Raw genomic sequence first — 22,041 nt, forward strand, 5'->3', positions numbered from 1 at the left:
CCTGCGACCAGTAGTGGGGTCGTGCGGGTGGTGGGGTGGTCATGGGCGGGGTGCGTCTACTGCGGCGAGGAAGGTCTTGGCTCGGGCGGCTAGTTCTGACTGGGAGCCGCCGGTGGCGGCGTCGCCTAGGAGGGGGGATGCTACGCCTACTGCTAGCGCGCCCGCGGCCAGGTATTCAGGGGCGGTTTTGGCGTCTACGCCGCCTACCGCGATGAGCGGGGCGTCGGGGAGAGGGGCGCGGAGTTCGCGGAGGTAGCTGGGGCCGTAGACCTTGGCGGGGAAGATTTTGACGGCGGTGGCGCCTAGGTCGAGGGCGGCGACGACCTCCGTGGGCGTGAGGGCGCCACAGAGGAGAGGCAGGCCGAGTTCGACGCTGCGGTGGGCGCCGCGGGTGATCGCGGGGGTGACTGCGAAGCCCGCGCCGGCGGCGGCGACCTCGTCGGCCTGGGCGGGGGTGATGACGGTGCCCGCGCCGATCAGGATGGACGGGTCGTACTCCGATCGCGCCTTGGCGATCGCGTCGGCGCCGCCCGGGGTGGTGAGCGAGACCTCGAGGGCGGTGATGCCCGCGTCGACCAGGGTGTGGATGCACTCCAGGGCGCGGTCGGGGCTGTCGGTGCGGATGATGGCGAGCACCTTGCGGTGCCGGAGTTCGGCAAGCAGATCCATGGGTTCCTCCTCGGGGTCCACGCTATTGGATCGATCCAGACATAGGACGTCCCATGTCGTCGGTTTCGGACAGTCGATGGGTGGATAAGTTACGGAATGGACAGCCCGCCCTGTTGTTTACTTTCTGTTCATTAGGAGGCATCCGCTCATGCCCAGACGTCTTCCACTCGTTGTCGCCCTTGCGCTCCTGGTACCCGCCACGCCGGCGGCTGCTCGGCCCCCAACTGATGCTCGGCAAGACTTCGAGCCGGCCGCGATCACCCAGACTGTGCTCTTCAACAAGGGCGATGCCGGGTACGGGTGCTATCGGATCCCGGCCATCGTTCGCACCAAGAGCGGAGCCTTGCTGGCGTTCGCGGAGGCTCGGCGGGCCTGGTGTGGGGACTCGCAGGAGATCGACCTGGTGATGCGCCGGTCCGACGACGACGGGCGGACCTGGTCGGCGACCCAGACGGTGCTGTCCGGGACCGACTCCGATCCGAGCGCGGTTGCGACCAGGGGGAACCCGGCGCCGATCGTCGACTACGAGACCGGGCGGATCGTCCTGCTGAGCACGATGGATCCGGGGACGACGACGAGACCCAGGACGCCGTACGTGCAGGTCAGTGATGATGACGGCAGGACCTGGAGTACGGCGAGAAATATCGGTGATCAAATCGACGATCCGGCCTGGGGTTGGTACGCGACCGGCCCGGTGCATGGCATTCAACTGACTCGGGGTGCGCATGCAGGCCGACTGGTGGCAGGTACGAACTACGACAACGGCGCAGGTGGCCAGGCCGGACAGCTCGTCTACAGCGACGACCACGGCGAGACGTGGCACAAGGGTGCGACGGATGTCAGGACGGACGGCGCGGTACCGCAGGAGATCAGTGTCGTCGAGAAGGTTGACGGCGGCATCTATGCTGTTGCCCGCAACAACGGCGGTGCGGCTGGTGCCAGCCGGATGTTCGCGGTCAGCAACGACGGTGGTCAGACCTACGCGGCGCCGTACGCGACGATCTCCGGGCTGACCACGCCGGTCGTGCAGAGTTCGCTGCAACGCCTCAGAGCGGTGGATCGCGGTGACAAGTACAACCGCATCCTGTTCGCCGCGCCGGCCGATCCGGAGCGGCGCCGGTACATGACGATCCGGTCGAGTTTCGACGAGGGCAAGACCTGGCAGTCCGTTGCCGACGGCACCAGGATCACCAGTGACTGGTCCGGGTACTCCGACCTGGCGATCCTCGACACCGGCGAGATCGGGCTGCTGTACGAAGGCGGCACGGTGGACGCGCGTGATCAGATCCGGTTCGCGCGGTTCACCGAGACCGACATCGGCCACCCGGACGCGCCGCTCGGTACGACGACGCCTGACGTCTCCGGGCTCGGCAACGACAGCTACCTGCGCGGCGGGACGACCGCGGTCGCCGGGAAGTTCGGGCAGGCCCGGGACCTCGACGGGGTCGACGACGCGATCCAGTTGCCGTTCGCGGAGTCGCTGGCGGTCGGCGCCGGGGACTTTACCGCGATGGCGTGGATCAAGTACGGCGCGAGTACGGCGAACCAGGCCATCTTCTGGGGCTACAACATCAACGAGTTCTCCCAGTTCTGGCTGCGAGCCGAACCGGCGGACAGTCGCATCCGCGGTTTGATCACAACCAACGGCAACACCGCGTCCGTCGCCACGACCAAGGCCTACAACGACAACGCCTGGCACCATGTCGCACTCCAGCGGAAGGCCGGCACGCTGTCGATCTGGGTCGACGGAGTCCAGGCCGCCAGCGTCACCGCACCCGCCGGATCGGTCAGTCCGGCGCGGCCGTTCAAGATGTACGTCGGCCAGCGGCTCGACGGCGCGCATCACTTCGACGGCTCGATGGACGAGGTCCGGATCTACAAGCGGGCGTTGACCGCAACCGAGCTCAACAGCATCCGTACGACGAACAGCACCGCGGTGGCGAACGTCGTACTCGATCTGCCGCTCGGATAGCAGCATCAGACCGGCCTGGCGGCGACGGTCAACCGCCAGGCCAGTTCACCGCTCGCCGGTACGACGGCCGCGTCGCCCGGGCCGGCTTCCGCGAGGTCGAAGACACGGCCGAGCATCGGCTCCACACCGAGGCTCCGGTACGGCGCTTCGTCCGGGAAGCCGGCCTGGTTGCGCCAGAGCGCGGTCGAGACTGGTTGCCCTGGGCAAATCAGCTCGAAAGTCAGGATGGCGCCACGGTCAGACACGGACACGGTGGGGCAGTCGACCAGGACGGCGCCGACGGCGGTGCCATCGGAGGGACCGTAGGTGCTCAGGTCGAGTGGTGTCGGCCAAGTGGTCTCGATCCAGGGGGCGTCAGCCGGCCAAGGGGCAGTCAGGTATGGCGCGGCTTCGGGGTAGAGGCGGCAGACCGCGCCGTCGGGTGCGGATAGCCGTGCCCCGACCGCGCAGTCCAGCAACGCGTGGGCCGCCCAGATGAAGCGGAAGCCCGGTGGGGCCTGCAGGTGGTAGTCGGCTGTGACGGTGTCAGGGCCGGAGGTGAATGTGCGGGTCAGTTGAGTGTCGGCGTAGGTGACGGAGCCGTCCCACGGTTGGTTCCAGAGGCCGCCGTGGTCTGGTGTACCGCGGACGGTAGGGAAGCATTCGTCCAGGCCGCCGGCGTCGACAAACTTCGATGTGCCTGTGCGCGGACCGGACATCAAGCCCGGCCCGGGCCAGAGCCACTCACAGCCGGCGAGCAGCAACGAGGTCCAGCGGCCGCCGTCGGCCGCGTCGACGGTCACCGCCGAACCTCCAGAAGCCGTCACCTGCGCACCTCCAGAACCGCTTACCATTCGGCGAAGGAGCCGTCTTCGTGGGTCCAGACGGGGTTGCGCCAGGTGTGGCCGGTCTTGTCGGCGGCGCGGACCGCGGTCTCGTCGACTGTGATTCCCAAGCCTGGCAGGGGATTCCACTCGGCGTGACCGTTGACCCAGGTGTACGGCGTCGGGTCCGTCACGTACGACGTGAGGTCGCTCGCCTGGTTGTAGTGGATTCCCCGGCTCTGCTCCTGGATCAGAAAGTTCGGCGTGGCAAACGCGACCTGCAGACTCGCCGCGAGCGAGATCGGACCCAGCGGACAATGCGGCGCCAGCATCGCACCATGCGTGTCGGCGAGAACCGCGATCCGGCGAAGCTCCGAGATCCCACCCGCGTGCGACACGTCCGGCTGGACAACCGCCACACCCGCGTTCAGCGGAGCCACGAAATCAGCGCGATGGTAGAGCCGCTCGCCAAGCGCGACCGGCACAGTCGACGCACCGACCACCTCGGACAGGTGCACCATGTGCTCCGGCAGCACCGGTTCTTCCACGAAGAACGGCTGCAACTCCTCGACGGCGCGCAGGATCCGCCGCGCACCGGCAACCCCAACCCGGCCGTGCAGATCGATGGCGACATCACGGTTGTCACCGAGAGCGCTCCGCGCCGCGCTCAGCCGGGACACGATGTCGTTGATCTCGGCAACTGACGGCGACGGCTGGATCCGCCCGCTGCCGTTCATCTTGACCGCGGTCATCCCCGCCTCGACCTGCTCGGCGACCTGGTCCGCCACCGCGGCCGGCTCGTCACCGCCGACCCAGGCGTAGACACGGACCCGATCGCGCACCCGTCCACCGAGCAGCGAGGCGATCGGAGCGCCGTACACCTTGCCGGCGATATCCCACAGTGCATGGTCGAGTCCGGCGACCGCGCTGCTCAAGACCGGTCCGCCGCGGTAGAAGCCGCCCTTCGACAGCACCTGCCAGTGGCGCTCGATCTGCAACGGGTCCTGGCCGATCAGGTACTCCGACAACGTCTCGATCGCGGTCCGGACGACCTCGGCCCGTCCTTCGACCACGGGTTCACCCCAGCCGACGACGCCGTCGCTCGTCTCGACCCGGCAGAACAACCAGCGCGGCGGAACCAGGAACGTCTCGATCCTCTCGATCTTCACGAGCGACGCCGACCCTGCCGCGGGGAGGCGGCGCGCCCGGAGGTCCCGCGGACCTCGGTCAAGTCCTCGGCAGCCTTCGCCAGCAGTTCACGCATCGCCGATTCAGCCGCAGCCGGGTCGCCGGAACGGATGGCATCCAGCACTCGCCGGTGACTCTGCACCGGGTCATCCGAAGGCTTCACCTTGTGGACCAGCCGGTCGCGGTCGGCGAGCCCGGTCTCCATGATCACTTCCATCTTGGTCAGCAGCTCGTTCCCCGTTGCCGCCAGCAACGCCCGGTGGAAGGCCAGGTCCGCCGCCACCGCCGCATGGTCGTCCGTGGCCGATTCCATCGCGGTCATCGCCGCGTCCAGCGCATCGAGGTGCGACGGCTCCGCACGCAACGCGGCCAGCCGGGCGGCGGCCGGCTCGACGATCCCGCGCACCTCGTGCAGTTCCTCGAGCAGTTCCGGCCGTACGTCGTCGGCGAAGTGCCAGCGGATCATGTCCGCGTCGAGCAGGTTCCAGTCCGACCGCGGCCGAACGAAGGTCCCGCGCTTCTGCCGCGCGTCGACGAGCCCTTTCGCGGTCAGTACCTTCAACGCCTCGCGGACCGCGGTCAGGCTGACGCCGAGATCGGCCTGCAAGTCGGGCACGTTGATGGTCGCGCCCTCCGGGATCTGCCCGGACAGGATGCGCTGCGCCATCACCTGCACGATCTGTCCATGCAGTCCTCGCGTCACGCCGCGCTGAATCCCCGTCACACTGCTCTCCCTCATGCCGAGTCCTTCACCGCGGACCAACCACCGTCGACCACCAGACTGGCGGCGGTCACGTACGACGCTTCCTCCGACAAGAGGAATGCCGCCACTTGTGCCACCTCGTCCGGCCGCCCGAGCCGGCCGATCGCCGTGGCCTTCGCACTCTGTTCACGGCCTTCGGCATCGACACGGTCCCACATCGCGGTCTCGATCGGGCCAGGCAGCACAGTGTTCACCCGGATGGAGCCGCCGTACTCGACGGCGAGCTGGCGTCCGAGCGCAACCAGGGCGCCCTTGGTCGCCGCGTAGGCAGGGTGCCCCGGGAGGCCGACCAGCGCGTGCACCGACGACACCAGTACGACGGAGCCGGCGCCGGCAGCGAGGTCGTCGTACAAGGTCTGGAAGCCGAGGAAGGCTGCGGTCAGGTTGACGTCGAGCTGCCGTTGCCAGGACGGAGGTGGCAGTTCGTGGGCCGGTTTCACGTCGACGAAGACCGCGTTGCTGACGAGTCCGTCGATCGGGCCGAGCTCGTCGCGGCCGCGTGACCGCACCTCGGCCCAGGTGTCCGGCGCCGCGACATCACCCAGTACGGCGATCGCCCGGCCCGGCACCTCCTTGCACGGCTGTACGTCGACTTGCACCACCGAAGCACCTTCGGCCAGCAGCCGCTCCGCACAGGCCGCACCGATGCCGGACGCGGCCCCGGTCACCACGATCACCCGCCCCGCCAACCGCACCCGCGCCTCCTCCGACCAACCAGGCCCAACGGACCTGCACCGATGAACGAGGCACCAGTTGACCGTGACGCCAAGGTCGCGGTCAAGCGATTTGCTCGTAATTTACGAATTAATATTGACACCTGCGAGCGCTCATCGCAAGATCGTCCGCAACACACCACTCACTCGACCGGTACAGCCGGCGAGGCGATTTCAGGAGTTGGCATGACGGGTCTGGCAGCAGATCGGCGGACGTTCCTCAAGGGGCTCGGAGTACTCGGGGCAGCCGCCCTGGTGCCCGGCTGTGCGACCTCGACGAAGAGTCCCGGCAGCGGCAGTGCGGCGACTGGTGAGCTCGCGCTGCAATCGAACCTCTCCAGTGAGCAGGCGAAGGCCGCGATGGAGAAAGTCGTTGCCGCGTACAACAAGACCGGCGGGTCCCAGGTCAAGCTGAACACGGTCGCGTCGGAGATCTTCCGGACCCAGCTGCCGACGTACCTCACCTCGGCGAACCCGCCGGACGTCTACACCTGGTACGCCGGTTCGGTCGCGGACTCGTACGCGAAGAAGGACCTGCTGCTCGACGTCACCAGCGTCTGGGACGGGCTGAAGAACTACCCGCAGTCGATGCAGACGCTGTCCACCAGCAGCAACGGCCAGAAGATCTTCGTCCCGACCAGCTACTACTGGTGGGGCATGTTCTACCGGAAGTCGAACTTCGCCAAGTGGGGCGTCACGCCCCCGAAGACGTGGGACGAGTTCCTGCAGGTCTGCAAGACGATCCAGGGCAAGGGGATCCCGCCGATCGGTATCGGCCTCGGTGACACGCCGTGGGTCGCGTCGGCCTGGTTCGACTACCTGAACATCCGGATCAACGGCGCGCCGTTCCACCGGCAGCTGCTGGCCGGCGAGGGCCGCTTCGACGACCCGAAGGTGAAGGCCGTCTTCACCAAGTGGCGCGAGGTGCTGCCGTACTTCGACCCGAAGGGCAAGTCGTTCCCGTTCCAGGAGGCGACGTCGGCGCTGCTGGCCGGCAAGACCGGGATGTTCCTGATCGGCACGTTCTTCGCCGACTCCGCGCCGAAGGACGCCCTGGACGACATCGACTTCTTCCAGTTCCCGATCATCGATCCCGCCGTACCGGTCGCCGAGGAGGCCCCGACGGACGGGTACTTCGCGTCGAAGAAGGCGCAGGACCCGGAGGCGGTGAAGAAGTTCATGACCTGGCTGGCGACCGCCGAGGCGCAGGAGATCTACGTGCAGAACTCCTCCGGTACGGCGATCCCGGCCAACCCGGACGGGAAGGCCGCGGACACGCCGCTGGTGAAGAAGGGCAAGGCGATGATCGAGAGCGCGGCAGAGCTGACCCAGTTCTTCAACCGCGACTCGAGTGACGCGCTGCAGCCGACCGCGGACGCCGCCCTGACCAAGTTCCTGGACAAGCCGGACCAGATCGACCAGATCCTCAAGACCTGGCAGACAGCGGCCGAGAAGGTCTTCAAGGCGTGACCGCTACAACAGTGGAGCCGCGCAGCCGGACCGGTAACGGCCCGGCTGCCGGACCTCGCCGGACGCGGAGAAGCGGACCGCGACGCGTTTCGCCGCTCATCCTCGTGTTCGTGTTCGTGCCGTTCGCGGTCGAGGCGGTGTGGGTCTTCTGGCCGGCGCTGCAGGGGTTCTGGTTGGCGTTGACCAACTGGGACGGGTTGTCGGCGCCGACGTTCGTCGGCTTCGGGAACTTCGCGGACATGGTGTCGGATCCGATCTTCCGGACCGCGCTGAAGAACACCGCGATCTGGCTGGTGCTGTTCGGCGGGCTGAGTGTGCTCGGCGGGTTCGGGATGGCGTTGCTGCTGCAGCGGGAACGCCGCGGCGTCGGCATCTATCGCGCCGCCCTGTTCACACCGGTCGTCTTCTCGCTGGTCGTCACCGCGCTGATCTGGCGGGTCTTCTACCAGCCGGACGGCCTGGTCGACACCGTCCTGCGGACCGTCGGCCTGGGTGACTTCATCCGGCCGTGGCTCGCCGACCCCGACACCGCCCTGTACGCCGTGATCGTGCCGGCCCTGTGGCGTCAGATCGGCTACGTGATGGTGCTGTACCTGGCCGGTCTGAAGGCGGTCGACCCCGCGCTCTACGAAGCGGCGAAGGTCGACGGCGCGAGTGCCTGGCAGCGGACCTTGTACGTGACCATCCCGCAGCTCAAGGGCGTGAACTCGGTCGTGCTGTCGGTGATCGTGATCGACTCGCTCCGGTCGTTCGACATCGTCTGGTCGATGACGAAGGGCGGCCCGTACCACTCGTCCGAGCTGCTCAGCACCTACATGTACTCGACCGCGTTCCAGTCCACCCAGCTGGGGTACGCGTCCGCGCTGGCCGTGGTGATCTTCCTGCTCGCACTGGCCGTGATCCTCGGCTACCTGATCCGTGCCTTCCGGGAGGAGACATGAATCGCCTCAAGACCTCCGGCTACCACGTGGCGATGGGGCTGGTCTCCTTCCTGTGGGTGGCGCCGATCCTCTGGGTGATCGTGATCTCGTTCCGCAGCTTCGACGACGTCGCGGCGAACGGGCTCGGGTCGTTACCGCATTCGTTCACGTTCTCGACGTACAAGTCGGCGTGGGAGGACGCGGACGAGTTCCGGGCCTTGATCAACAGTCTCCTGGTGACGATCCCGGCGGTGATCCTGAGTCTCGGTCTCGCGTCGATCGCGGCGTACGGGCTGGCGCGGTACAACATTCCGTTCCGGCGGACCGTGCTGCTGCTGATGTTGATGGGGAACCTGCTGCCGCCGCAGATCCTGCTGATCCCGATCTCGCGGTTCGTGGAACTGATCGGGTACTACGACACCCTCGTCGCATTGATCGCCGTGCACGTCGGGTTCGGTCTCGGGTTCTACACGTTCGTGTTGCACGGGTTCATGCGGGATCTGCCGCGGGAGATCCAGGAGGCGGCGACGATCGACGGGGCGGGGCCGGGGAAGATCTACGCGAGTGTGATCCTGCCGCTGACCCGGCCGGCGATGGCCGCGCTCGGTGCGCTGTCGTTCACCTGGATCTTCAACGATCTGCTCTGGTCGATCACGGTGATCCGCTCGGGCGAGAAGATGCCGGTCACGCCGGCGCTGCTCGGTCTGCAGGGTCTGTTCGTGTCGTCCTGGAACGTGATCGCAGCCGGTACTGTCATCGCCGCGGTCCCGACCGTCGCCGTCTTCCTCCGGTTCCAGAAGCACTTCGTCGGCGGTCTGGCGATCGGAGCCGTCAAGTGAAGACCTGGACGTTGCGCGGTGCAAGTACGTCGTATGTCGTCGGTGTGCCGGAGCGCGGTCGGTGGGCCGAGCTGGTTGCCTGGGGCCCGCATGCGGTGGCCGATGGGCCGTCGACCGTTGGCCCGGTCGGCACCGAGCACTTCCTCCCGCGGGCGGACGTCGAACCGCTCGAGTACGCGGTACGAGGTGTCCGGTACGGCGCTCCGGTCGAGCTGGTGCTGAGTGGTCCGGACGGATCCGACGAACTGCGGCCGACGTTCGCCGGTGTGCAGTCGGGGGATGAGCTGCAGCTGGAATTCAAGGACGAGGTGCGGGCAGTGTGGCTGGTGCTGCACTACCGGATGGTGGGGGATGTGGTGGAGCGGTGGGTGTCGGTGCACAACGACAGCACCGAGGAGCTCACCCTGCACCGGCACGACTCGGCGGCGTTCGTGATCCCCGCTCGCGGACCGATCCGCTATCTCTGGGGTGAGTGGAACAGCGAGTTCCAGCAGGCCGAGGTGACGATCGAGCGCGGACGATTCACGATCGGCAGCGCGCAAGGCATCACCGGACACTCCTACTCACCGTTCCTGTCGGTCGACGGGTACGGCGTCCAACTGGCGTGGACCGGGTCGTGGGAGATGTCGGCCGAGGTGGACACCACCGGGCAGACGCGAATCCAGGCCGGTCGGGCTCCGTCCGCCCTCGGACTCCGCCTGGCGCCGGGGGAGTCGTGGGTCTCGCCGAAGGCCGTCGGGGCCTACAGCTCCGAGGGGTCCGAAGGCCTGGCGCGCGTCTTCCACGACTACCAGCGGTCGTTCTCCCGGCGACGTCCTCCGAAGGTTCTCTATAACTCCTGGTTCGCGACCGAGTTCGACGTCCGCGCGGAGCACCAACTGGAGCTCGCGAGGCGGGCCGCGGCCATCGGTGTGGAGACGTTCGTGGTGGACGACGGCTGGTTCACCGGGCGGACCGATGACCGCCACGGGCTCGGCGACTGGGACGTCGATCCGGCCAAGTTCCCGGACGGGCTCGACACGTTCATCGCGCAACTCGACGAGATCGGGCTGGACTTCGGGTTGTGGGTCGAGCCGGAGTCGGTCAGCCCGGGGTCGACGCCGGCGGCCGAGCATCCGGACTGGATTCTGCGCACCGACGGTCGCGAGCCGGTCGAGGTTCGCAACCAGCTCCTGCTCGATCTGAGCCGTGACGATGTCGCCGAGTTCGTCTGGGAAACGCTCGACCGGCTGCTGTCGTCGTACCGGATCAGCTATCTGAAGTGGGATGCCAACCGGCCGCGGCTCGACGCCGGCGACCAGCGACGCGACCTCGACGGTCGTGTCGTCGCCAACCTGTACACGATCCTCGACCGGCTGCGGGCCGAGCATCCCGACGTGTACGTCGAGGGCTGCGCGGGCGGTGGCGCACGCGTCGACCTCGGGATGGCCGCCCGGGTCGATACGCTCTGGCCGAGTGACAACACGGCCCCGCTGGATCGGCTCAGGATCCAGCGGGGTTTCCTGACCGGCTACGCGCCGCACCTGATGAGCTCGTGGGTGACCGACGCCGTCGGTACCCATGACGGCCGCGAGCGGTCACTCGACTTCCGGTTCCACGTGGCGATGTCGGGTGTGCTCGGGATCGGCGCCGACCTGTCGCGGTGGTCCGACGACCAGCTCAAGACGGCGCAGCACCACATCGCGCAGTACAAGACGATCCGCGACGTGGTTGTCAACGGCAACGTCCACGACCTGGGTGCCGGAATCCAGTACGTCGGCGCCGACCGGTCCGTGGTCTTTCTGTGGGAGACGGGTGACGGCAACGTGCGCGGGACGTTGCCGACCAGGCCGCGCCGCGTGCCGCTCGTCCAGCTGGATCCCGCGACGAACTACCGGGTGGGCAACGAGATCCACTCGGGCAGCTATCTGCTGCAGGTCGGCGTCCGCTGGGACGGCTCGACCGACTCGAACTGCCTGGTCGTCGAAGCACTCGACTGACCGTTCCGCTCAACGGCAGCAAAGGACAACAGATGAAGCGACTTCTCGGCGGGGTGATCGCGGCCGCCCTGGTGACCGCCGCACTCGCCACCAGCACGACGCCGGCCAACGCAAGAACCATCGCGACGACAACCGGCACGACGCAACAGGCCGACGTGCTCAGCCCGACGCCGTACATGGGCTGGAACACGTACTACGGTCTCGCCGGCGACTTCACCGAGGACTCGGTCAAGTCGGTGGCCGACTCGATGGTGAGCCGCGGGCTGGCGAAGGCCGGTTACGACATCGTCTGGCTCGACGGTGGCTGGCAGGCCGACGTACCGCGGAGTGAGGCCGGTGACCTGCAGCCGAACCCGGCCAAGTTCCCGAACGGGCTGAAGCCGCTCGTCGACTACATCCACAGCAAGGGGCTGAAGGCCGGCATCTACACCGACGCCGGTCCGTACATCCCGGGCAAGTGCGGGCTCGGCAGCGGCGGCTACTACCAGCGCGACGCGGACCAGTTCGCGGCCTGGGGCTTCGACGCGGTCAAGGTCGACTACCTCTGCGGCATCGCGGCGGACCTCGACCCGAAGACCGTGTTCACCGAGTTCGCCCAGGCTCTGCGGAACAACGCGAGCCACCGGCCGATGATCTTCAACCTGTGCAACCCGGTCACCTCGCCGGACTGGGGCAACTACCCGGAGTCCCAGCAGTCGATCAACTCGTGGTCGTACGCGCCCGGGATCGCGCAGTCGTGGCGGACCTACACCGACGTCGGGTTCCTCGCTGACATCAAGTTCAAGGACGTACTGCGCAACTACGACGCCAACGCGCGTCACCCCGAGGTCGTGAAGCCGGGTGCGTTCAGCGACCCCGACTACCTCGGTCCTGAGCTCGGCATGTCGGACGAGGAGTTCCGCAGCCAGTTCACGCTGTGGGCCGTGGCCGCGGCACCGCTCGTCATCGGCAGCGACGTCCGCAAGTTGAGCGCGACCTCGATCGCCACCCTGACCGATCCCGACGTGATCGCGATCAACCAGGATCGGGCCCCGGTCCAGGCTGTTCGGGTCGGTGCGGCCGGTACGACGGAGACGTGGGTCAAGCGACTCGCGGACGGCGGGCGCGCCGTCGTACTCCTGAACCGCGGTGACAGTGCGAAGACAGTGACCACGACGGCTGCCGCAGTCGGCCTGTCGGGTGCACGGTTCACGCTCAAGAACGCCTGGACGAACGCCGTCACCGAGAGCGCCGGCACGATCAGCGCGGCGGTCCCGGCCCACGGTACGGCGCTCTTCCGGGTGCAGCCGGCCACCGGCGTACCGGGTATCCCGCACGTGACCGCGGGCATTCCGCAGGTGACCATGGTCGGCACCGACGCGCAGCCCGAGGGTGTCGCGCCGGTGGTTGCCGGTGGCGACGAACTGACCGTTCAGGTCGCGGTCCGCAACGATGGACTGCTGCCCGTGTTCAAGCCCGCGGTGACGGTTGCCGGTGGCACCGGGTGGACCGTGAAGTCGTTGACCAAGGCACCGACGTACCTGCTCGGCGGCAAGCAGGCGACCTTCGCCTTCACCGTGAAGCTGCCTGCCGGCGCCGCACCCGGATCCGCGAGCCTGACCGCGTCGACGTCGTACGAGACCCTCGGGTACGGCGTCCAGCGGCAGACGACCGTGTCACCGGTCGTGGTCGCACCGGAGCCGCCGGACGGAACGGTCGCGCTGTCGCACCACGACTGGATCAGCGCGACCAGCGGCTGGATGTCGCCGACCGTGGACGAGAGCGTCGGTGGCGGATCCCCGATCAGCCTGGTCGGAACGACGTACCCGACCGGTATCGGTGTCGCCTCGCCGTCGACCGTCCGCTACTACCTGGGCAAGGCCTGCACGCGGCTGACCGGGACCGTCGGTATCGACGATGCGGTGCGGAACGTCGGGCCGGAAGGCGGTACCGCGACGTTCCAGGTGATCGGTGACGGCAAGGTTCTGTACGACAGCGGCGTGGTCGATCGGGACCGCCCGAAGCCGGTCGATGTCGATCTCACCGGCGTCCGCGTCCTCGACCTCTTCGTCGGCGACGCGGGTGACGGCGGGTACAACGACCGGGCAGACTGGGCCGCGCCGACCGCGACCTGTTGAGTCCGTGACCGAAGGGGCAGGCCGCTGACCGGTCTGCCCCTTCGGTGTGTTTGGTCAAGCCCAGTTGATCTCCACCGACTGGAACCAGGTCCAGCCACGGTGCTTCCAGGTCGGGGACTGGCGGCCCAGGCGGGCGGCGTAGTCGGGCCAGTCGGTGGAGGTCTGGCGGGTCCAGGCCTTCTCCGCGGCACCGGCGAGGCGGGGGAGGAGCATGAACTCGAGCTCGTCGGAGTTCGCGATGGTTTCGCACCAGACAGCCGCTTCGACGCCGGCGATCTGCTGCTCCGTCTGCACGCCCGGCGTGTTCTCGACCGGGTCCCAGTCGATGCCGTCGCGAATCGACGCCGCCGGGTAGAACGGCAGGCCGACCCGCTTGCGTGCCACCTCCTGCTCCGGATCGGATGACGCGTCGGCGTGCGGACGGTCGAAGTACAGCCAGGTGGTCGGTGAGACGAGTAGCCGTGCTCCCTGGGCGAGTGCCTTCGGGGCGTCGTGCTTCGCCTTCCGCAGGCCTTCGACGAGGATCGGCAGCAGATCCGGCGGCAGCATCGAGCTCGCAGCATCGCCGTCCGCCGATTCGGCGATGTCGATCCAGTACTGCACCACGTCGTCGGAGTTGATCGAGGCGCGAGCGATCTCCTGCCAGCCGACCACTCGCTTCCCGCGGGCACGGACGAGCGCGGCGGCGCGTTCGACGAAGGCGGCGTGAGCCTCGTCGGACATGCCCCAGGCCTCGTCGCCGCCGATGTGGAGGTAGGCGCTCTGCGGGAACTGCGGGATGACGGCGTCGAGGACATCCTCGACGAACGACCACGTCTCGGCGCGATCCGGGTCGAGGGTGCTGAGCTGGAGGCTCGCGCCGTTGCCGAGTTCGATCGTGCGGATCTCGTCGGGCGCGAGCTCGGGACAGGCGCGGAAGACCGCCGACGTATGGCCGGGCATGTCGATCTCCGGCACCACGGTGACGAAGCGATCGGCGGCGTACGCGACAAGCTCGCCAAGGTCGGCCTGCGTGTAGTAGCCGCCGGGACGATTCCCGATCGCACCGCGAGCGCCGACCTCGGTGAGCGCGGGCCGTGCGGGCACCTCGACCCGCCAGCCCTGGTCGTCGGTCAGGTGCAGGTGCAACACGTTCAGCTTGTACAGCGAGCACATGTCGATGACTCGGCGTACGACGTCCGGAGCATGGAAGGTGCGGACGACGTCGAGCGACAGCCCTCGCCATGCGAAGCGAGGCCCGTCGACGATGCGGGTGATCGGCAACGCCGCGGTGCCGTCCTGGGCGTGGGTCGTGATGAGCTGCCGGAGCGAGGTGAGCCCGCGGTGCACCGCCTCCGCGGTCCGGCCCCAGACGCGTACGCCGTCGCCGGTGATCTCCAGTCCGTACCGTTCGTCGGCCATCGCCTGACCATCGGCCCGAAGGCCTGCGGCGGGTGCGACGTCATCGATGCCGTCGCCGTCGATCAGCAGCGTGATTCCGGCGGACCCGAGCGAGAGCGCGATACCGGCGTCGAGCCGGACGTCCTCGACGAATCGCGCCGCGACATCGGCGAGCTCGGGCGACTGGACGACGACTCCGAGAGCGTTCCCGACGATCAGCGTCCCGTCGTGAGCAGAGGCCGTCGCGGGGGCGGGGATCACTGGAAGGTTCATCAGGCTCCAGTCGGGCGGGGTGGTGGCCGGAGGCTTCGCGGGACCACCGGCCACCACGTTGGTATTTGATCAGATCTCGACAGCGGCGGGCAGGTGCGGTCTCAGAACCGGAAGGTTGGTTTCTTTCCGGATTCGGCGACTCGCCGTTCGGTAGTGACTTCGTGTTCATCGTAAGGCAGTCTCATTCTGTCGGAAAGTGCTTGCTCAGACAGTTGAGGAGACAATTGTGCGCAGAGACCGCCCCGCCCGCACGATCGCCGCGGCGCTCGCGGCGATCCTGACCACCGGCCTGGCCCCCGCGGCCCTGACCTCGGCCGCCGAGGCCGTGACCACATCGGTACCGGATGCCACTGCCACCTCGGTGCCCGTGCAGCTCGTCTCGATCACCGATTTCCACGGCTACCTGCGCCCACCGTCGCCCGCGGACGGCGGCACCATCGCCGGTCCCGACGGCAAAGCTCAGGTCGTCGGCGGAGCGGCGTACCTGGCCACCCACCTGAAGACCATCCGGGCCGGGAAGCAGAACTCGATCTTCTTCGCCGACGGCGACAGCTTCTCCGGCTGGCCGTTCGAGGTGGACGCGCATGCGGACGAGCCGACGATCGAGGTGCTGAACGCGCTCGGTGTCGAGTTCTCCAGTGTCGGCAACCACGAACTGGACGTGTCGCAGAGCTTCCTGGTCGACCACATGGCCCGCGGCAAGTGCTTCGGCACGGTCGGTGTGGACAGTTGCTTCACCGACTCGACCGGCCGCCGCTTCCACGGTGCCGACTTCACCTTCCAGTCGGCCAACATCGTCGATGCCAAGGGTCGCACGATCGTGGCGCCGTACACGATCCGCTGGGTCCGGGACCACGGCCGCGCGTACCCGATCGGCTTCATCGGTCTGACCGTTCCCGACACTCCCGTCGGCTCCACGTCGTTCCAGCCCGACCTGAAGGCGCTCGACCCGGTCGAGTCGGCCAACGCCGCCGCGGCCGAGCTGACCAGGCGTGGCGTGAAGGCGATCGTGCTCAACATGCACGACGGCGGTACGGACGGTTCGGCGACGTACGACAACTGTGTCAACCCGAGCGGTCCCGCGATCGAACTGGCCCGCAAGGTGACCCCGCAGATCGACGCGATCGTGACCGGCCACTGGCACGCCGCGTTCAACTGCAGCATCCCGGACCCGGCCGGCAATCCGCGCCCGGTCGTCGAGGCGGCGAACCACGGCCGCCTGATCAACGAGATCAACGTGCAGCTCGACCGCAACACCGGTGAGGTCCTCCGCGACCGGACCACGTCGACCAACCACGCGGTCACCCGCGACGTTACGCCCGATCCGGAGATCCAGCGGATCGTCGACTACTGGACCGCGGCCGGCAACCGGAAGTACGCCGAGCCCGTCGCGACCATCACCGGTGACTTCACCCGCACGGCGAACGCGGTCGGCGAGAGCACAATGGCCGATCTCGCGGCCGACGTCCACCTGTGGACCGCTCGCCAGAACGGGACCGCCGACCTCGGCATCATCGCCGCCAAGCCGGCAACCGGATCCACGGCGCTGCGCGGCGACCTCCTGGTTGCCAACAGCAACAAGCCGGGTGACGCGGACGGGCGGGTGCTGCTCGGTGAGTCCTGGGACGCGTACGGCTACGGCAACCCGGTGCTGACGGTGAGCCTCACCGGTGCGCAGCTGGACGCCGTACTCGAGCAGCAGTGGCAGACGCAGGCCGACGGCACGGTGAGGTTCGTGCCGCTCGCGGTGTCGGGCAATGTCGCCTACGCCTTCGACGTAGCCAAGCCGGTGGGTCAGAAGGTCGACCCGGCCGACGTGAAAATCGACGGCGCCGCACTGGACCCGGCCAAGACCTACCGGGTCGCCGCGCTGGCCTACACCGTGATCGGCGCGGACGGCTACTCGGCCTTCAAGAGCTACACCAACCCCGTCCGCAACAACACCGACCACGAAACCTTCGCGTCGTACCTCAGAACCCACCGGACCATCACCCCAGCACCTCTCACGCGAGTGGTTCAGAAGGGGTAGCCGCGGTGGCATAGTCGAGCTGTGGTGCTCGCGTTCGATGGGGATCTGGAGTTCGACCCGGCGTTGTTCGAGGTTCGCCGGGCCGGGATCCCGGTGCCGTTGGAGCCGCAGGCGTTCGATGTGCTCGCGTATCTGGTCTCGCACCGTGACCGGGTGGTTGCGAAAGAGGAACTGATGGACGGTGTCTGGGGCGGCCGCTTCGTCAGCGAGACGGCCGTCACCAGCCGGATCAAGCAGGTACGGCGGGCGCTCGGGGACGACGGTCACAGTCAGCGGATGATCCGGACGCTGCACGGCCGGGGCTACCGGTTCGTCGCACCGGTCGAGGCGCGGTCCGAGCCTCGACCGGTCGAGCCGATCCGCTACACCGTCAGCGACGGCCTCCACATCGCGTACCAGGTGACCGGTGGCGGTGACCTCGACATCGTGCTGATCTCCGGGTTCGTGTCGCACCTCGAGCTGGACTGGGCCGATCCACGGCACGCCCACTTCCTGCACCGGCTCGGGTCGTACGGCCGGCTGATCCGGTTCGACAAACGCGGTACCGGGATGTCGGACCGGCCGTCCGGTCTGCCGGATCTCGAGACCCGGATGCACGACGTACTCGCCGTCATGGACGCGGTCGGATCGCGCCGGGCGGTCCTGGTCGGGTACTCCGAGGGCGGGCCGATGGCGATCCTCTGTGCGGCGACACATCCGGAGCGGGTCACGGGGCTGGTCCTGTACGGCAGCTACGCCAAACGAGTCTGGACGAAGGACTATCCCTGGGCGCAGACCCAGGAGGTGTGGCGGACCTACACCGATCAGCTGGTGAACCGGTGGGACTGGGAGGCGGACATGCGGCTGCGCTGCCCGTCGGCCGACGTACCGATGCAGCGGTGGTGGGCTCAGCGGATGCGAGCATCCGCGACCCCGTCCACCGTGCGGGCGCTGCTGGACATGAACGCGCAGGTGGACGTGCGGGACGCCTTGCCCGCGGTACGGGTACCGACACTGGTGCTCCATCGGGTCGGCGACGCGCTCATCGATGTCGGCGGTGCCCACTTCATCGCCGAACGGATTCCGGGCGCACAGCTGGAACTGCTCGAGGGTGCCGATCACTTCGTCTCGGGGAACCCGGACCAGATCCTCGACCCGATCGAGCGGTTCGTGCGGGAGCTGCCGAGTCCGGCGGACCGCCCACTGGCCTTGGCGGCCGTGACTGCGCCGACCGGACCGGGAGCAGGGGAACTGGCATCGAGTCTGGCCGCGGCGGGTGGGCGCCGATGCTCGGGCCCGGGTGGCCGGACGGTGGTTGTCTTCGACGGTCCCGCCACTGCGGTGCGGGCCGGACTCGCGCTCCTGCATGGCGTCGACAGGCTCGGCGTCGCGATCGCGGAAGTACCGCGGGACGCAGCCGAGCTCGACGCGTACGGCGTCCAGGCCGCCATCGCCCTCGCCGACCAGGCCGCGCCCGGTTCGCTGTGGATCACTCCGGGCGTGCGTGACCTGCTGGCCGGCTCGGGTGTCGTGATCGAAGCGATCGACGGCGCCGAACCGATCTTCCGGGCGGTCGCCGCACAGTGATGGCCGGACTGCCCGGGTCGGGCAGACCGGCCGGTTGGGAATGATCAGGCGGTCGCGACGTCGATCGACACCGGGACGCCGTGAGTGATCACGTCGTACACCGCCGAGCGCTTGCTCGACTGCGCGACCAGGGCCGCCAGCTTCTCGGCCTCGGCATCGCCCTTGACGTGGAAGACCACGCGGATCGCCTCGTACCCGTTCCGCACGTCCGGGTCGAGTCCGAGGATGCCCATCAGGTTGATGTCGCCCTCGACCGTCGACGTGACCTCCTCGAGGTCGATCCCCCGAGCGGCGGCGATGTTCGCCAGTCCGCTGGTGAGGCAGGCGGCCAGTGCGTGCAGCAGGTGCTCGGCCGGGGTGGGCCCGTTGTCGTTGCCGACCAGTACCGGCGGGTGGTCGGCGTCGAACGCGAAGTCTGCCTCGCGCGTCTGTTCCTGCCCGGCGCCGTAGAACCCGCTGATCGTGCCGCGATTGTGGGTGCCGCTGATCCAGCGGTTGCTGGCACGGAACTGGAAGCGGGCGAGTTCGGGCTGTGCCTTGACCGCGTCGAGGGTGGCGAACAGGGTCGCGGTGTCGACGCCGTTGCGGCGGTTCTCGGTGGTGGTGGTCATCGTGCTGTTCCTTTCAAGCGGCGTGGCTGACGGCCTCACGGCCGGGAAACGAGGCCAGTTGGTCGGCCTCGTATTCGAGTGCCTCGCTGAGCTGGATCTGCAGTTCGACGAAGCGCTCCGGTGGTGGGAAGCCGGTCAACGCGCGGGTCAGGTCGAACACCTCGCCCGCCATCGCGTCCCGGATCTCCTGGTACGACGCCATCGCGGCCGGCTCGACGGTCGCGTCGCGGAGACTGTGGTCGATCGCGGTCGCCAGCAGCTCCGCATCGCGGAAGGCATCGGTGATGCCATGCCCGGTGATCGGATCCCGGTGGTGGCCGGCGTCGCCGACGAGCGCCCACCCCGGGCCGTGGGACTGACGACGGAAGTTCGGCAGCTCGGCGGCCCCGCGCAGCGGTGCGGTGATCCGGTCGGTCCGGACCCGGTGGCCGAGGTTGGGCACGAGCAGTTCGAGCTGATCGACGAAGGCGGCGGTGCGACGGGCGCCCGCCGTACTGATCGGCTCCAGCAGCGAAGTCGGCCGGATCAGCCAGACGCACGCCTCGCCGTCATTCGTCGGGAAGACACCGGCGAACACATCCGGCGCAAGATGGAACTCGTAGGTGTCCGGGGCTAGACCGGTCACGTACGTGTAGAAGGCCGCGGACGGCGAGGTGAACTGCTCCAGCGTCTCGGCGCCGAAGTGCTCGGCCATGCGCGACCGGCGACCATCCGCGCCGACGACGATGCGGGCGGGGAACTCGACGCGGTCACCGTTCGCGGACCGGCCGACGATGCCGGTGACCCGCCCGTCATCCGACCGCAGCAGGTCGGTCGCGGTCACGCCGGTCCGAAGCGTCGCGCCCGACTCCTGCGCGGCATCGGCGAGCAGGCTGTCGAGCACCTGGCGGCGTGGCGCGACCAGCAGGTCCACGCCGGCGCGTGGCTTGATCCGCCGTACCTTCGTCTCGCCTTCGCGATCGAACAGCACCTGTGTGACCGCCGGCGCGCCGCTCGCGAGGACGCGATCGAGCAGTCCCCAGCGGGACAACTGGACCACACCGCCGCGAATGAGCCCGTGCGTCGACAGGGTGTCGCTCGGCAGTCGCGCCTTGTCCACCATCACGACGTCGTGGCCCATCCGCGCCAGCAACATCGCGGTGGCAGCTCCGGCACACCGCGCCCCGACCACGACAACGTCGTCCATGATCCGCCCCCCACTCCAGTCGTCGATGAGACGACTCTGCGACCTGCGCGCAGCGTCAAGCTTGGAGGCGAGGTGGAGGCCGGATGGAGGCGCGATCTCCACGAATCCTCCACACTTCGACCGACCGCAACGGCGTCGCGGACCGCTCAGCGGGCGCGGTGTCGCTCGGCGAGGTCCTTCAGGTAGAGGGCGCTCTGTTTCGGGATGCGGGTCTGGGTCTCGTAGTCGACCCGGATGATGCCGAAGCGTTTGGCGTAGCCGTAGGCCCATTCGAAGTTGTCCAGCAGGGACCAGGCCAAGTAGCCGCGGATGTCGGCGCCTTGGCGGATGGCCTCAGCGACGGCTGCCAGGTGGGAGGTGAAGTACGCCGTGCGGTCGGCGTCGGCGACGAAGCCGGCGGCGTCGGGGTGGTCTTCGAAGGCGGAGCCGTTCTCGGTGATGACCATCGGCAGCCCGGGGTAGTCGCGGGCGATGCTCAGCAGGAGGTCGGTGAAGCCTTCGGGGACGATCTCCCAGTCCATCGCGGTGCGCGGCTTGTCCAACGGGATGGTCCGGCTGACCGGCCGGCCGGCCGCGTCCACGGTCCGGCCGTCCTCGGCGTACCCGGTGAACTTCTGGCTGAAGTAGTAGTTCACCCCGAGTACGTCGATCGGCGCGGAGATCAGCTCGAGGTCGCCGTCCTCGACCGGCAACTCGACACCTTCACGAGCGAGATCGGCGACCACGTCGGCGGGGTAGTGACCGTGCACGAGCGGGTCGAGGTAGATCCGCCGGCCCATACCGTCCGCGCGCCGGGCGGCCTCGACGTCGGGCTCCGAGGAGCTCGCCGGGTACGCCGTCGCCACGTTGAGCGTGATGCCGATGTCCACCTTGCGCGGTGCCGCCTCGCGCATCCGGACCGTGGCGAGCCCGTGCCCGAGCAGCAGGTGATGCACAGCCGCCAGCGCCGCCGGGTACTCACGCCGGCCGGGAGCATGAGCGCCGTACGCGTAGCCGAGCATGGCCGAGCACCACGGCTCGTTCAGCGTGGTCCAGGTGTCGACGCGGTCGCTCAACGCGTCGAAGACGAGCATCGAGTAGTCCGCGAACCGGTACGCCGTGTCGCGCACCGGCCAGCCGCCCGCGTCCTCCAGTTCCTGGGGCAGATCCCAGTGGTACAGCGTCACCCACGGGTCGATGCCCTGGGCAAGCAGCTCGTCGACCAGCCGGTCGTAGAAGTCGATCCCGGCCAGGTTCACCGGCCCCTTCCCGCGCGGCTGCACCCGCGGCCACGCGACCGAGAACCGGTACGTGTCCAGCCCGAGTTCCTTGATCAAGGCAACATCGGCAGGCATCCGGTGGTAGTGGTCGCAGGCGATGTCACCGGTGTCGCCGTTGTCGATCGCACCGGGCACCCGGCAGTAGGTGTCCCAGATCGACGGCGCCCGGCCGTCGACGGCGACCGCGCCCTCGATCTGGTACGCCGACGTCGCGACACCCCACCGGAATCCGGCCGGCAGTCCCGCGATCAGTTCGGCGTCCCCCGAGACGGAAGTTGTGCTCATCTGTTCGCCCTTCGGATGT

Annotated in this window: 17 protein-coding genes; 8 read left to right on the forward strand and 9 right to left on the reverse strand. The window is 68.3% G+C overall.

Annotated features, from left to right (window positions below):
- Positions 1–39: 39 nt before the first annotated feature.
- Positions 40–669: a bifunctional 4-hydroxy-2-oxoglutarate aldolase/2-dehydro-3-deoxy-phosphogluconate aldolase gene (locus tag ACGFIF_RS26990; RefSeq protein WP_393158228.1), complete on the reverse strand. Its 630-nt coding sequence runs from the start codon at positions 667–669 to the stop codon at positions 40–42.
- Positions 670–817: 148 nt separating this feature from the next.
- On the opposite strand from ACGFIF_RS26990, the gene ACGFIF_RS26995 reads away from it, so the two are divergent.
- Positions 818–2,641, forward strand: coding sequence for an exo-alpha-sialidase (locus ACGFIF_RS26995; RefSeq protein WP_393158229.1), 1,824 nt, complete (start codon positions 818–820; stop codon positions 2,639–2,641).
- A 5-nt stretch (positions 2,642–2,646) separates the two neighbouring features.
- Here the strand turns inward: ACGFIF_RS26995 and ACGFIF_RS27000 are convergent, their stop codons facing one another.
- From ACGFIF_RS27000 to ACGFIF_RS27015, 4 genes are read right to left on the reverse strand one after another with little or no spacing between them, the layout of a single operon-like run.
- On the reverse strand, positions 2,647–3,447 hold the full coding sequence (locus tag ACGFIF_RS27000; RefSeq protein WP_393158230.1) for a hypothetical protein: 801 nt from the start codon (positions 3,445–3,447) through the stop codon (positions 2,647–2,649).
- Between the two features lie 20 nt (positions 3,448–3,467).
- Entirely contained in the window at positions 3,468–4,613 is a 1,146-nt protein-coding gene (gene dgoD, locus ACGFIF_RS27005) for a galactonate dehydratase (protein WP_393158231.1), read from the reverse strand.
- A complete protein-coding gene (locus tag ACGFIF_RS27010; RefSeq protein ID WP_393158233.1) occupies positions 4,610–5,371 on the reverse strand; it encodes a FadR/GntR family transcriptional regulator in 762 nt (253 codons plus the stop codon). Before ACGFIF_RS27010 ends, dgoD begins: the two co-directional genes overlap by 4 nt.
- Complete coding sequence (locus ACGFIF_RS27015) at positions 5,368–6,090, reverse strand: SDR family NAD(P)-dependent oxidoreductase (RefSeq protein ID WP_393158234.1); 723 nt, start codon at positions 6,088–6,090, stop codon at positions 5,368–5,370. The genes ACGFIF_RS27010 and ACGFIF_RS27015 overlap by 4 nt, the downstream gene beginning before the upstream one ends.
- A gap of 204 nt (positions 6,091–6,294) precedes the next feature.
- Here ACGFIF_RS27015 and ACGFIF_RS27020 point away from each other — a divergent pair, with 204 nt between their 5' ends.
- The 5 genes from ACGFIF_RS27020 to ACGFIF_RS27040 all read left to right on the forward strand — a co-directional run bounded on the left by ACGFIF_RS27020 (position 6,295) and on the right by ACGFIF_RS27040 (position 13,433).
- A complete protein-coding gene (locus ACGFIF_RS27020; RefSeq protein WP_393158236.1) occupies positions 6,295–7,578 on the forward strand; it encodes an ABC transporter substrate-binding protein in 1,284 nt (427 codons plus the stop codon).
- Positions 7,579–7,688: 110 nt separating this feature from the next.
- Positions 7,689–8,519 carry a carbohydrate ABC transporter permease gene (locus ACGFIF_RS27025; RefSeq protein WP_393158238.1) on the forward strand — a complete coding sequence of 277 codons (831 nt, stop codon included), beginning with the start codon at positions 7,689–7,691 and terminating at the stop codon, positions 8,517–8,519.
- Complete coding sequence (locus ACGFIF_RS27030) at positions 8,516–9,337, forward strand: carbohydrate ABC transporter permease (protein WP_393158239.1); 822 nt, start codon at positions 8,516–8,518, stop codon at positions 9,335–9,337. The genes ACGFIF_RS27025 and ACGFIF_RS27030 overlap by 4 nt, the downstream gene beginning before the upstream one ends.
- Entirely contained in the window at positions 9,334–11,316 is a 1,983-nt protein-coding gene (locus ACGFIF_RS27035) for an alpha-galactosidase (protein ID WP_393158241.1), read from the forward strand. Before ACGFIF_RS27030 ends, ACGFIF_RS27035 begins: the two co-directional genes overlap by 4 nt.
- Positions 11,317–11,348: 32 nt before the next feature.
- On the forward strand, positions 11,349–13,433 hold the full coding sequence (locus ACGFIF_RS27040) for an NPCBM/NEW2 domain-containing protein (RefSeq protein WP_393158242.1): 2,085 nt from the start codon (positions 11,349–11,351) through the stop codon (positions 13,431–13,433).
- A gap of 54 nt (positions 13,434–13,487) precedes the next feature.
- Here ACGFIF_RS27040 and ACGFIF_RS27045 read toward each other — a convergent pair whose 3' ends face one another.
- Positions 13,488–15,086: a beta-N-acetylhexosaminidase gene (locus ACGFIF_RS27045; RefSeq protein ID WP_393158244.1), complete on the reverse strand. Its 1,599-nt coding sequence runs from the start codon at positions 15,084–15,086 to the stop codon at positions 13,488–13,490.
- Positions 15,087–15,312: 226 nt separating this feature from the next.
- Between ACGFIF_RS27045 and ACGFIF_RS27050 the strand changes: the two genes are divergently transcribed.
- Both ACGFIF_RS27050 and ACGFIF_RS27055 read left to right on the forward strand, forming a co-directional pair.
- Entirely contained in the window at positions 15,313–17,115 is a 1,803-nt protein-coding gene (locus tag ACGFIF_RS27050) for a bifunctional metallophosphatase/5'-nucleotidase (RefSeq protein ID WP_393158246.1), read from the forward strand.
- 21 nt (positions 17,116–17,136) lie between these two features.
- Positions 17,137–18,681, forward strand: coding sequence for an alpha/beta fold hydrolase (locus ACGFIF_RS27055; protein ID WP_393158247.1), 1,545 nt, complete (start codon positions 17,137–17,139; stop codon positions 18,679–18,681).
- 44 nt (positions 18,682–18,725) lie between these two features.
- Here the strand turns inward: ACGFIF_RS27055 and ACGFIF_RS27060 are convergent, their stop codons facing one another.
- From ACGFIF_RS27060 to ACGFIF_RS27070, 3 genes are all read right to left on the reverse strand, one after another.
- The gene (locus tag ACGFIF_RS27060; protein WP_393158248.1) at positions 18,726–19,292 is read right to left on the reverse strand and encodes an OsmC family protein; all 567 of its coding nucleotides are present in this window, start codon (positions 19,290–19,292) and stop codon (positions 18,726–18,728) included.
- 13 nt (positions 19,293–19,305) lie between these two features.
- Complete coding sequence (locus ACGFIF_RS27065; RefSeq protein WP_393158250.1) at positions 19,306–20,478, reverse strand: NAD(P)/FAD-dependent oxidoreductase; 1,173 nt, start codon at positions 20,476–20,478, stop codon at positions 19,306–19,308.
- 146 nt (positions 20,479–20,624) lie between these two features.
- Positions 20,625–22,022, reverse strand: a complete 1,398-nt coding sequence (locus ACGFIF_RS27070; protein WP_393158251.1) for a GH1 family beta-glucosidase — start codon at positions 22,020–22,022, stop codon at positions 20,625–20,627.
- Between the last annotated feature and the right edge of the window lie 19 nt (positions 22,023–22,041).

Source organism: Kribbella sp. NPDC049174 (assembly GCF_043197365.1).
Classification (GTDB): domain Bacteria; phylum Actinomycetota; class Actinomycetes; order Propionibacteriales; family Kribbellaceae; genus Kribbella.